General features: G+C 67.4%; 10 protein-coding genes. 7 read left to right on the top strand and 3 right to left on the bottom strand.

Annotated elements, in window-relative coordinates:
- From VJS90_RS12680 to VJS90_RS12710, 7 genes are all read left to right on the top strand, one after another.
- Positions 1 to 1056, top strand: a 1056-nt coding sequence (locus VJS90_RS12680; RefSeq protein WP_324121999.1) for an acyl-CoA dehydrogenase family protein, incomplete at its 5' end; no start/stop codon positions are given.
- A 25-nt stretch (positions 1057 to 1081) separates the two neighbouring features.
- A complete protein-coding gene (locus VJS90_RS12685) occupies positions 1082 to 1876 on the top strand; it encodes a class II aldolase/adducin family protein (RefSeq protein ID WP_324122000.1) in 795 nt (264 codons plus the stop codon).
- 38 nt (positions 1877 to 1914) lie between these two features.
- Complete coding sequence (locus tag VJS90_RS12690) at positions 1915 to 3546, top strand: ABC transporter substrate-binding protein (RefSeq protein WP_324122001.1); 1632 nt, start codon at positions 1915 to 1917, stop codon at positions 3544 to 3546.
- Positions 3543 to 4493 carry an ABC transporter permease gene (locus VJS90_RS12695; RefSeq protein ID WP_324122002.1) on the top strand — a complete coding sequence of 317 codons (951 nt, stop codon included), beginning with the start codon at positions 3543 to 3545 and terminating at the stop codon, positions 4491 to 4493. The genes VJS90_RS12690 and VJS90_RS12695 overlap by 4 nt, the downstream gene beginning before the upstream one ends.
- A gap of 3 nt (positions 4494 to 4496) precedes the next feature.
- Positions 4497 to 5384 (top strand): ABC transporter permease, encoded by an 888-nt coding sequence (locus VJS90_RS12700; RefSeq protein WP_324122003.1) that lies wholly within the window; start codon positions 4497 to 4499, stop codon positions 5382 to 5384.
- On the top strand, positions 5381 to 7000 hold the full coding sequence (locus VJS90_RS12705) for an ABC transporter ATP-binding protein (RefSeq protein WP_324122004.1): 1620 nt from the start codon (positions 5381 to 5383) through the stop codon (positions 6998 to 7000). The genes VJS90_RS12700 and VJS90_RS12705 overlap by 4 nt, the downstream gene beginning before the upstream one ends.
- A 74-nt stretch (positions 7001 to 7074) precedes the next feature.
- Positions 7075 to 8409, top strand: a complete 1335-nt coding sequence (locus VJS90_RS12710; protein ID WP_324122005.1) for an LLM class flavin-dependent oxidoreductase — start codon at positions 7075 to 7077, stop codon at positions 8407 to 8409.
- Between the two features lie 447 nt (positions 8410 to 8856).
- Here VJS90_RS12710 and VJS90_RS12715 read toward each other — a convergent pair whose 3' ends face one another.
- The 3 genes from VJS90_RS12715 to VJS90_RS12725 form a co-directional block, all read right to left on the bottom strand.
- The gene (locus VJS90_RS12715; RefSeq protein ID WP_324122006.1) at positions 8857 to 10176 is read right to left on the bottom strand and encodes an LLM class flavin-dependent oxidoreductase; all 1320 of its coding nucleotides are present in this window, start codon (positions 10174 to 10176) and stop codon (positions 8857 to 8859) included.
- Positions 10173 to 11129 carry an ABC transporter substrate-binding protein gene (locus VJS90_RS12720; RefSeq protein WP_324122007.1) on the bottom strand — a complete coding sequence of 319 codons (957 nt, stop codon included), beginning with the start codon at positions 11127 to 11129 and terminating at the stop codon, positions 10173 to 10175. The genes VJS90_RS12715 and VJS90_RS12720 overlap by 4 nt, the downstream gene beginning before the upstream one ends.
- 83 nt (positions 11130 to 11212) lie before the next feature.
- On the bottom strand, positions 11213 to 12295 hold the full coding sequence (locus VJS90_RS12725) for an LLM class flavin-dependent oxidoreductase (RefSeq protein ID WP_324122008.1): 1083 nt from the start codon (positions 12293 to 12295) through the stop codon (positions 11213 to 11215).
- Between the last annotated feature and the right edge of the window lie 66 nt (positions 12296 to 12361).

The following is a 12361-nucleotide window of genomic DNA, read 5'->3' on the forward strand; positions in this document are numbered from 1 at the left end:
AGCGGCGCGTTCCCCCGCGACAATTTCGAGCTGCTGCACCAGTACGGCCTGCTCGGCCTCACCGTGCCGCGTGCGCTGGGTGGCGGCGGCGCGGACCTTGCCACCGCGCGCCGGGTGATCAGCGCCGTCGGCAAGGGCGACCCGGCCTCGGCGCTGATCCTGGTGATGCAGTACCTGCAGCATTTTCGCCTGCAGGACGAAGCGCGCTGGCCCCTGCACCTGCGTACCCGGGTGGCACGCGAGGCGGTCGAGCACGGCGCGCTGATCAATGCCTTTCGCGTCGAACCCGAGCTCGGTACCCCGGCCCGCGGCGGCCTGCCCGCCACGCTGGCGCGGCGCACCGCCGAAGGCTGGCGCCTGTCGGGCAGCAAGATCTACTCCACCGGCAGCCATGGCCTGACCTGGTACCTGGTGTGGGCGCGCAGCGACGATGCCGACCCGCTGGTGGGCGGCTACCTGGTGCACAAGGACACCCCGGGCATCCAGATCGTCGACGACTGGGACCACCTGGGCATGCGTGCCACCTGCAGCCATGAAGTGCGCTTCGACGATGTGCTGATCCCGCTCGACCATGCCGTGTCCGTCAGTCCCCTCAGCGCCCCGCGCGCCGAGCTCGACGGCCAGGGCCTGCTGTGGATGTCGGTGTTGCTGCCTGCGCTGTACGACGGCGTGGCCCAGGCCGCACGCGACTGGCTGGTGGATTTCCTGCAGACCCGCGCGCCCTCCAACCTCGGCGCGCCGCTGGCCAGCCTGCCGCGTTTTCAGGAGGTGATCGGCCGCATCGACACCCTGCTGTTCACCAATCGCACGCTGCTCGACAGCGCCGCCAGCGGCCAGGTCGAGGCGCGCCATGCCGGCCAGCTCAAGCACCTGGTCAGCAGCAACGCCATCCGCGCCGTCGAGCTGGCCATCGAGGCCGCCGGCAACCCCGGTCTTTCACGCAAGAACCCGCTGGAGCGGCACTACCGCGACGTGCTCTGCAGCCGCATCCATACCCCGCAGGACGACGTGGTGCTCGGCCAGGTTGGCCGGGACGCCCTGACCCTTTCGCACTGATTCTGATTAAACACCGGAGCCCTTGATGAACGCCCTGACCGCCTTGCCCACCGCCACCCACAATGTCCGCCAACGCGTCAGCGCCGAGGAATGGGAGGTTCGCGTCAAGCTCGCCGCGGCCTACCGCCTGGCAGCGCTGTTTCGCTGGACCGACCACATCTACACGCACTTCTCGGCCCGCGTGCCCGGCCCGGACGAGCATTTCCTGATCAACCCGTTCGGCCTGCTGTTCGATGAAATCACCGCCTCCAACCTGGTCAAGGTGGATGTCGACGGCGAGATCATCGACGACCCGCTGGGCCTGGGCATCAACCAGGCCGGCTATGTCATTCACAGCGCCATCCACCGCGCCCGCCACGACCTCAAGGCCGTGCTGCACACCCACACCCGTGACGGCGCGGCGGTATCGGCGCAGCGCGACGGCCTGCTGCCGATCTCCCAGCACGCCCTGGCCTACTACAGCCGCGTGGTCTACCACGCCTACGAAGGCGTGGCCCTGGACCTGGACGAGCAAGAGCGGCTGGTGGCCAACCTCGGCACCAGCAACATCCTCATCCTGCGCAACCATGGCCTGCTCACCGGCGGTGTCAGCGTCGAACACGCGTTCCGCGAGCTGCATGGCCTGGAGCGCGCCTGCAACATCCAGGTCGCGGCGCAGGCGGGCGGCAATGCCGAACTGCAGCACGCCTCGCCACAGGCCATCGCCAAGGTGCACGAGCAGTCCAAGCGCTTCTCCGACGGGCTGGGCGAAGGCATCCAGCGTCACTGGGACGCGCTGATCCGCCAGCTGGACCGCGAAGGCCAGGACTACAAGGACTGATCCCGCGCAAGCGCCCCCGTCTCACACAGGACACGCCGATGAGCAAACAACGCCTCGCAACACGCCTGCTGGCCGCCAGCGCCCTGGCGCTCGCCCTCGTCGGCTGCTCGCCCTCGGGCGACAGCACGGACGCTGGCAAGACCCTGAACATCGCCTTCTGGGGCGACAACACCACCCTGGTCAGCGTCGACCCCTTCCAGGTCTACTGGCTCGAACACCGCGTACTGCTGCGCAACGTCGCCGAGTCGCTGACCGACCAGGATCCTGACAGTGGCAAGATCATCCCGTGGCTGGCGAAAAGCTGGAGCGTCAGCGACGACGCGCTGAGCTACACCTTCGAACTGCGCCAGGACGTGACCTTCAGCAACGGCGAACGCTTCGACGCCAAGGCGGTGAAGGCCGCCTTCGACAGCAACAAGGCCTTCGCCACCCAGTTGCCGGCAACCTTCGGCGCCACCTACCTGGCCGGTTACGACCACGCCGAGGTGGTCGACGACTTCACCGTCAGGCTGGTGCTGTCGCGCCCCAACGCCGGTTTCCTGCAGGCCACCTCGACCACCAACCTGGCGATCCTCGCGCCAGCGTCCTATGCCCTGACCGAGAAACAACGCTCGCTGGGCAAGATCATCGGCACCGGGCCGTTCGTGCTCGAGCACTACACCCCCGAGGTCGGCGCCCGGCTGGTCAAGCGCCAGGGCTACCACTGGGCCTCGGGCAACGTGAAGAATCGCGGCGAGGCCCACCTGGATGCTGTCGAGATCACTTACATTCCCGAGGAAAGCGTGCGCAACGGCCTGTTCCTGCAGGGCAAGGCCGACATCCTCTGGCCACGCAACCCGTTCTCGGAAGTCGACCTGAAGCTGTTCGAGTCCAAGGGCGCGACCATCCAGAGCCGCTCGCTGCCAGGGCCGGCGCTCAACCTCTACCCCAACACCCGCGACGGCCGCCTGCTGGCCGACCGCGAAGTGCGCCTGGCCTTGCAGAAGGCGATCGACCGCAAGAGCTACGCCAGCACCGTCTACAACGCCCAGTTCCCGGTGGTGACCGGCGTGTTCGACGTGACCACGCCGTACTTCAAGCCTCAGGCCGACAAGCTCGCCTATGACCCGAAAGGCGCCGAGCAGTTGCTCGACCAGGCCGGCTGGAGCAAGGGCGCCGATGGCTACCGCCACAAGGACGGCAAGCGCCTGACCCTGAGCTACAACCTGTCGCCGGCCGAGACCGCGGGCGACGTGCTGATCCAGGACCAGCTGCGCAAGGTCGGCATCGACCTCAAGCTCAACGTGGTGACGCGCGCCGAATGGGTGGCCAGCAACGCCTCGGGCAGCTACGACCTGACGTCCACCTACATGACTCGCGCCGACCCGATCATCCTGCAGACCATCCTCGACCCGCGCGCGGCCAACAGCGCGAGCCTTGCCACCAACACCTACGAGCCACAGACCCTGGCCAAGGCCCAGGCGCTGTTCGATGGCGGCATCACCGCGACCGCCGGCGACCAGCGCGCCCAGGCCTACGGCGCGCTGCAGGACCTGCTGGTGGACGAAGGCTCGGCGTTCCCGCTGTATGAGCGGGTCTGGCAGGCCGCGACGTCGCCACGGGTCAAGGACTTCCGCTGGACCGCCGAGGGCTTTGCCCTGCTTGGCGATATCGAGGTCGGCCAGCCATGAAACGCTACCTGATCGGCCGGGTCGGCCAGGCGCTGCTGGTATTGTGGGGCGCCTACAGCATCACCTACTTCATTCTCTACCTGCTGCCCGGCGATACCCTGTCGATCATGCTCAGCGCCTCGGGCATGGAGGCCGACGGCCTGTCACCCGAGGCCCTGGCCCAGGCCAAGGCCTACTACGGGCTCGACAAGGGCCTGTTCGAGCAGTATGGCGACCTGCTGGCGGGCGCGGTGCAGGGTGACTTCGGCCAGTCGCTGTCGCTCAACCGCCCGGTCAGCGAGCTGCTGATCGAACGCCTGCCGCAGACCCTGTCGCTGGCAGGCCTGGCGATCGTGCTGTCGCTGGTCGGTGGCGTCGGGCTGGCCTATCTCACTGCCTACATTCGCTGGCAGCCGTTGAAAGTCGCCCTGGCGCGGCTGCCATCGCTGGGCTTCTCGGTGCCGGTGTTCTGGATGGGCCTGCTGCTGATCCAGGTCTTCGCCTTTAGCCTGGGCTGGTTTCCCGCCACCGGCAGCCGCGGTTTCGACAGCCTGGTGCTGCCGGCAGTGACGCTGGCCATCCCCAGCGCCGCGGTCTATGCCCAGGTGCTGCAGCGCGGTTTTCAGGGCGTGTGGCAGGAGCCTTACATCATCACCGCGTTCGCCAAGGGCCTGAGCCGCTGGCAGGTGCAGGCGCGACATGGCCTGCGCAACGCCGCGCTGCCCATCCTCACCCTGATCGGCCTGCAGGTGGGCAACACCGTGTCGGGCGCCGTGCTGGTGGAAACCATCTTCGCGCGCAACGGCGTCGGCCGCCTGGCGCAGGAGGCGGTGCTGCGCCAGGACATCCCGGTGGTGCTGGCGGTGGTGGCGGTGTCGGCCGCGGCCTTCGTGGCAGTGAACCTGATCGTCGACCTGCTCTACCCCTTCCTTGATCCGCGCATCGCGCGTACCGCAAAGGTGTCGTAGCCCATGACCACCGATACCCGACTGTTCCAGCCCGAAGCCGCCCCATTGTGGAAGCGCCGCAGCCGCCTGAACCGGGCCACCACGCTGGTGGGTCCACTGTTGCGCCGCCCAGGCTTCAGCCTGGCCGTGCTGGTGGTGCTGTTCGCCTTGGCCAGCGCCCTGCTGCCGCAACTGCTGAGCAGCTTCGACCCCTATGCCACCTCGCCCGCGGACAAGCTCACCGCGCCCAACGCGCTGCACTGGTTCGGCACCGATGAACTGGGGCGCGACCTGTACACCCGCGTGGTGCACGGGTCTCGCCTGTCGGTGCAGGCGGCGCTGCTGGCGGTTGGCATCGCCCTGGCCGGCGGGCTGGGCCTGGGCGTGCTGGCAGGATTCGCGGGCGGGCGCATCGATGCGCTGATCATGCGCGTGGTCGATGTGCTGCTGGCCCTGCCCGGCCTGCTGCTGGCCCTGGCCATCGTCACCGCGATCGGCTTCGGCACCGTGCCGGTCGCCATCGCGGTCGGCGTCGGCATCATCCCAGGCTTTGCCCGCACCACCCGCGCCGAGGTCCTGCGGGTCAAGACCTTGCCGTATGTCGAGGCCGCGCGCCTGGGTGGAGCGAGCTGGGGACGGACCCTGCTGCGGCACATCCTGCCCAACGCCTGGGGCCCGGTGGCGGTGCTCGCCACGCTGGACTTCGGCGCGGCGATCCTTGCCACTGCGGGCCTGAGTTTCCTGGGCTTTGGCGCGGCGCCGCCTGCCGCCGAATGGGGCACCCTGATCGCCAACGGCCGGCACTTCCTGATCACCGCGCCCTGGGTCTCGCTGCTGCCGGGGCTGTTCGTGGTGGCGGTGGTGTTCAGCCTCAACCATATCGCCCGTACCTTCGAGGAAACCCAGCGATGAGCCAACATCCCTTGATCGACATCCAGGGCCTGCAGGTCAGCTACCGCGTGGGTGGGCAGTTTGTGCCGGCCGTGAAGGGCCTGTCGTTTTCCCTGGTCCAGGGCGAGACAGTGGCCATCGTCGGCGAGTCCGGCTCTGGCAAGTCGACACTGGCCAACACCCTGCTGGGCCTGCTGCCCGAGAATGCCCGCATCTGCGGCGGCAGCGTGCGGGTCGATGGACTCGACGTCAGCCGCGCCAGCGAGCGGCAGAAGCGCCAGCTGCGCGGGCGCACCATCGGCCTGGTGCCACAGGACCCACTCGTCAGCCTCAACCCGACCCTGCGCGTCGGCCAGCAGATCGGCGAAGCGCTGGTGCTGGCCCGCGGGCGGCGCTATCCGGCCATCGACGCCGACATCCTCGAGCTGCTGGAACAGGTCGGCCTGGACAAACCCGAGCTGCGCGCGCGCCAGTACCCGCATGAACTCTCCGGCGGCATGCGCCAGCGGGTGCTGATCGCCATTGCCCTGGCGGGCGATCCCCGGTTGATCATCGCCGACGAGCCCACCAGCGCGCTGGATGTCACGGTGCAGCGGCGCATTCTTGATCACCTGCAGCGGCTGGTCAGCGAGCGCGGCATCTCGCTGCTGATCATCACCCACGACCTGGGCATGGCGACTGACCGCGCCGACCGTCTGCTGGTCATGAAACAGGGCGAGCTGGTGGAGCAAGGCCCGCCGCGGCAGATCCTTGAAGCCGCTCAGCACGCCTATACCCGGGCCCTGATCGGCGCCGCGCCGGCCTTTGCCAGCCGGCGCCCGTCACGCCCTCTCAAGGCGTCCACGGGGCAGGCGATCCTGACCCTCAAGGACGTGGGCAAGACCTTCGCGCTACCGCCGACCAAGGGTAGCGACAGCCACTTCGTAGCCTTGGAGAACCTCGACCTGCAGGTGTTCCCCGGCCAGACCCTGGCAATCGTCGGCGAATCGGGCTCGGGCAAGAGCACCGCGCTGCGTATCGCCCTGGGGCTGGACAAGCCGACCCACGGCCGTGTGCTGTTCGAGCAGCAGGACATCACCGATCTCAGCTGGCGCGAGTTCCGCCCGCTGCGCCGGCGCATGCAGCTGGTGCAGCAGAATCCGTTTGGCGCCCTTGATCCGCGGTTCACCGTGTTCGACAGCATCGTCGAGCCGCTGGTGTCGTTCGGCCTGGCCAAGGGCGCCGCCCTGGAGCAAGCCGCGCGAGAGCTGATCGGCCGTGTGCATCTTCCCGTGGGCTACCTGGACCGGCTGCCCCGCGAGTTGTCGGGCGGGCAACGCCAGCGCGTGGCGATTGCCCGGGCGTTGGCGTTGCAGCCGGACCTGCTGCTGCTGGATGAACCGGTCAGCGCGCTGGACGTGTCGGTTCAGGCGCAGATCCTGGCGCTGCTCGAAGAGCTGCAGCGCGACCTCGGCGTGGCCTACGTGCTGGTGTCCCACGACCTCTCGGTGGTGGCCAACATGGCGGACCAGGTACTGGTGCTGCGCCAGGGCCGTGTGGTCGAGCACGGGCTGGTGGACCAGGTGTTCGGGCGGCCGCAGAGCGAGTACACCCGCGAGCTGATCGAGGCGATACCGGGCCGCAAGGCGGCTGCCTGAAGCAGGCCTCAAGCCATGCCCGACATACAGATATCCGGACGAAAAAAACTGACCCACGAACAGGAGTTCCACCCATGACCAAGCGACACATCAAACTCGGCGCCATGATCCACGGTGTCGGCCACGGCTGGGGAGAGTGGCGCCACCCGGACGCGCTGGCCGACGCCAGCGTCAACTTCGGTTTCTACAAGCAGCAGGCCCAGCTGGCCGAAGCCGCGAAGTTCGACTTCGCCTTCATCGCCGACAGCCTGCACATCCACGCCAAATCCAGCCCGCACTACCTCAACCGCTTCGAACCGCTGACCATCCTCTCGGCGCTCGCCGCCGTCACCGAACACATCGGCCTGGTCGCCACCGTGACCGTCAGCTACACCGAGCCCTTCCAGGTCGCCCGCCAGTTCGCCTCGCTGGACCTTATCAGCGGCGGCCGCGCCGGCTGGAACGTGGTCACCTCTTGGCTCTCGGGCACCGCCGACAATTTCGGCAAGGCCGAGCACCCGCCTCACGCCACGCGCTACCGCATCGCCCGCGAACATGTCGACGTGGTGAAAGGCCTGTGGGACTCGTGGGAAGACGACGCCTTCACCCGCGACAAGCAGAGCGGCGAGTTCTTCGCCCCCGACAAGCTGCACACGCTCGATCACCAGGGCGAGTTCTTCAAGGTCAAGGGCCCGCTCAACATCCAGCGCTCGCGCCAAGGCCAGCCGCTGATCTTCCAGGCGGGCACCTCCGAGGACGGCCGTAACTTCGCCGCGCAGAACGCCGATGCCATTTTCGTCAGCCCCGAGTCGTTCAGCGAGGCACGTGCCTATCGCCAGGACCTCAAGCGCCGCGCCGCGGGGTTCGGCCGCAACCCGGACGAGCTGTTCATCCTGCCGGGCATCCGGCCGATCGTGGGCCGCGACGCCGAGGAAGTCGAGCGCCGCTACCAACAGGCCGTCGAGCTGGTGAGCATCGAGGACGCCATCGTCGCCCTGGGCCGGCCCTTCAACGACTACGACTTCAGCAAGCACGACCTGGACGCGCCTTTCCCAGACCTGGGCGACCTGGGCAGCAACAGCCACAAGGGCTCGTCCGACCAGATCAAGCAGCAGGCCCGCGAGCACAGCCTGACCTTGCGCGAAGTGGCGCTGCGCTTCTCGCGGCCACGCCGTGATTTCACCGGCACCCCGGAAGAAGTCGCCAACGCGCTGCAGGACTGGTTCGAGGATGGCGCCGCCGACGGCTTCATCATCAACTCGCTGCTGCCCGACGGGTTGCAGTATTTCACCGAGCTGGTGGTGCCGCTGCTGCAGACGCGCGGATTGCTACGCCAGGAATACGAAGGCCAGACTCTGCGTGACAACTTCGGCCTTGCCGTGCCGGAAAACCGCAACACGGTGCGCCGCGTTGAAGCGGACGTAGCCTGAGCAATATTGCCGCGCCGCCCCGGTGAGGCTGGTGGCTGTGGAACCGGGCAGAGTGAAACTGGCCCAGGTGGACCTGAGTCCCGGTAAGGCTGGCCATTGTGGAGCTCGGTCACTTCAAGGCTCGCCACTGTGGGGGCAACTGCCTAGACCCAAGGCAATCTCAGCCCCCTGCCAGGCATCGCCGGGTCCTGTGGGAGCAACTGTCTGCCACCGAGGTGCTCACAACCCCCGGCCCGCCGGGCCCTGTGGACAACTGTCTTTGTAGCCTGCCGACATCGCACAACGCGATAATGATGCGCCGCGAAACGAGGGCGAAGCCCTCGCCGGGGCGCAAGATCACAAGATTGTGCGATGCCGGCAGGGGACACAGACAGGTTCCCCCAAAGGCCCGGCGAGGCCGGGGCCGAGGTTGGCTCTTGCCCGATGCAGCAGGGCACTGCGTGGTAGTCAGCGGGCGATCCGCAGCCCCAGACTTTCACGCAGCGTCGAACCTTCATACTCAGTACGATACACCCCCCGCTCCTGCAACAGCGGCACCACCTCTTGGGCAAACCGCCGAAACTGCCCGGGATGGCCGATGTAGATGTTGTACCCATCCAGCGCCCGCGCCTCGAACCATTCGGTCATCTTCGCCGCAACGGTCTCGGCAGACCCGCTAAACGCCCCCGGGCGCAATTGGCGGCCGAACTCGACGGCCTGGCGCAGAGTGAAGCCTTTCTCCCGCGCCTGGTCGGCAATGCGCTTGGCATTGGTGAAGAAGCTGCTGCGCGCCGCTTCCAGGCTCTGCTGCGGGAACGGGGCGTCCAGGTCGTACTGGCTGAAGTCGTGCCAGCCGAAGTTACGGCCGAACTCTTTCAGGGCCAGCTCGAAGCTGTGATCGGCCTGGTGATAATGCCGCTCGATCTCGCGCGCATGTTCATCGGTGTCACCGACGTAGATCTCGGCACCCGGCAGCACCAGCAACTGCTCCGGATCACGTCCCAGCCTTACCGCCCGCTGCTTGATGTCGCGATAGAACGCCTGCCCCTGCTCGATGCTCGCTGCATGAGTGAACACCACATCAGCGGTCGCCGCGCCCAGTTCCCGGCCCTGCTCCGAGTCGCCCGCCTGGAAGATCACCGGCTGTCCTTGCGGCGAGCGCTGGATGTTCAGCGGCCCGGCCACCGAGAAATGCTCGCCCTTGTGGTTCAGCGCATGCAGCTTGCCAGGGTCGAGGAACTGGCCCGTGGCCCGGTCGCGCACAAAGGCGTCATGCTCGTACGAGTTCCACAGCCCTTGCACCACCTGGACATGCTCCTGGGCACGGCCGTAGCGGGTGTCGTAGTCGTAGTGCTCGTCGCGGCCATAGTTGCCGGCGGTGCCGGCGTCGCCGCTGGTGACCACGTTCCAGCCGGCGCGGCCTTTGCTGATCAGGTCCAGCGAGGCCAGGCGGCGGGCCACGTTGTAGGGTTCGTTGTACGAGGTGGTCAGGGTTCCGACCAGGCCCAGGTTACGCGTGCTGACCGCCAGCGCCGAGAGCAGGGTCAGCGGCTCGAGGCGGTTGAGGTAGTGCGAGGGCGAGCCTGGAGTAATGAACTGGCTGTCGACGATGAATATCAGGTCGAACAGCGCGCCCTCGGCCTGGCGGGCGATGTCGATGTACCAGTCGATATTGACGCTGGCATCGCTCGGCAGCTCAGGGTCGAGCCACAGGTTGTGACGGCCCGGGCCACCACAGCCCATGGTCAGCGCGCCCAGCTTGATCTGTCGTTTGCGTGACTGGCTCATGGGGTGACCTGCGCGGTGGTGGGTTGCAGGGCGGCGCTGAACGAGGTGTCGAACAGGCTGGCGGCCGGGTAGGACTTGATCAGGCCAAGCCCTGCGAAGAAGTCGACGGTTTTCTGCGCCTCGGTCAGCACCTTGGGATCGAGCGGCGCAACGTCGGTACGGGCGCGGGCGAACCAGACGCGGGCGATGTCGCGGTCGGCGCGGGTGCGCTTGGCCCAGGCGTCGGCATAGGCCTCGGTATGGGCAGGGTCGCTCAGGGTCCAGTCGCGGGCTTTTTTCAGGCGCTGCAGGAAATCGTTGATCTGCGGGCGCTTGTCCTGCATCGCCTGGGTGTTGGCGACCACGAAGCTCTGTGCCGGGATCAGCCCGTCAGCGGTGGCGAGTACCCGCGCGCCCTGGCGCTCTTGCTGGGTCACGTAGGGCTCCCAGGTGGCGATCACGTCAACCGAGCCGCCGTCCAGGGCATGCGAGGCATCCAGGGCGCTGAGGTAGCGCAGCTCGAGGGCATCGCGCGGTATGCCGGCCTTGTCCAAGGCGCTGAACAGCAGCTGCTGGCTCCATGAGCCCTTCCAGATGGCGGCACGCTTGCCACGCAGGTCTTCGAGGGTCTTGATCGGTGAATCCTTGCGCGCCAGGATGGCCACGCCGCCCAGGTTCTGCCGGGTGACCGCGATCACCTTGATCGGCGCGCCCAGGGCTCCGAGGAACAGCGGTGGCGCGTCGCCCAGCAGGCCAAGGTCGAGGCTGCCAACGTTAAGGGCTTCAGCCACCGGGGAGCCTGCGGTGAACTGCTTCCATTCAAGGGTATAGGGCAAGTCGTCGAGCACCCCGGCCGCTTCCATCACGGCGCGGGTGTTGAAGCTCTGGTCGCCGACCACCAGGGTCTGAGCTGCTGCGGCCAGGCTGATCGAAGCGGCGAGCACGCCGGCCGCCAGTTGTTTGATGTAGCGCACGCGAATTCTCCAGGTGCCGTCCGGGCACGTCAGGTAAATGCCGATCCGCGCGTGCGGTCTCGTCCATGAATATGTAGGGGGTGTCAGGCGCTGCGTTGCGCCTGGCGCTGGGCGACCTTGGCGCGGGTCAGTGGCAGCAGTTCGCGGCCATAGTCCACGGCGTCCTCCAGCGGATCGAAACCGCGGATCAGGAAGCTGGTCACGCCCAGGTCGTAATAGGCCAGCAAGGCATCGGCGACTTGCTCGGGGGTGCCGACCAGCGCGGTGGAGTTGTGGCCGCCGCCTACCAGGCTGGCGATGCCGGTCCAGAGACGCTCATCGACGCGCTCCCCCTTGGCCACGGTCTGCAGCAGGCGCTGGGCGCCGACGCTTTGCGGCTTGTTGGCGATTACCGGGCCGGCCCGCTCGAGCCTCGCGCGGGCCTGTCCAAGAATGCCCTCGGCCTTGGCCCAGGCGGCGTCCTCGGTATCGGCGATGATCGGGCGGAACGACACGCTGAACTGCACCTCACGGCCATGGCGCGCGGCCTGCTCGCGCACCAGGGCGATGGTTTCGGCGGTCTGCTCCAGCGATTCGCCCCACAGGGCGAACACGTCGGCATGCTTGCCTGCGACTTCCAGCGCGGCCTGCGAGGAACCGCCGAAGTAGACCGGCAGGTGCGGCTGCTGGATCGGCTTGATCGCAGAGAAGGCATTCTCGGCCTTGTAGTACTGGCCGGCGTGGTCAAAAGGCGCGTTCTCGGTCCAGACCTTGCGCACCACTTCCAGGAACTCGTCGGTGCGGGCGTAGCGCTGGTCGTGATCGAGGTAGTCGCCATCCTTGCGTTGCTCGGTGTCGCTGCCACCACTGATGACGTGCACCGCCAGGCGGCCGTCGAGCAGGTGCTCCAGGGTAGCCAGCTTGCGCGCGGCCAGGGTCGGGGCGACGAAGCCTGGGCGATGCGCCAGCAGGAAGTTGATGCGCGAGGTCGCCTGTCCGGCCAGCGCGGTGACTAGGAAGCCGTCTGGCTGATCGGACCAGTAGCCCACCAGGATACGGTCGAAACCGGCTTCTTCATGGGCCTGGGCGAAGCGTGTGATGTAGGCCTTGTCGAGGATCGGGCCCGTAGGGTCGTGGATTTCCGAAGACAGCCGGTGGCCGATCATGCCGATGAATTGAACGCTCATGGGAGGTTACCTTGGGTCCGTGGGCTTGGGCAGGGTTAGATGCTTTAGCGCTAACCACGCGAATTT

The organism is Pseudomonas sp. (genome assembly GCF_035277045.1).
Classification (GTDB): Bacteria; Pseudomonadota; Gammaproteobacteria; order Pseudomonadales; family Pseudomonadaceae; genus Aquipseudomonas.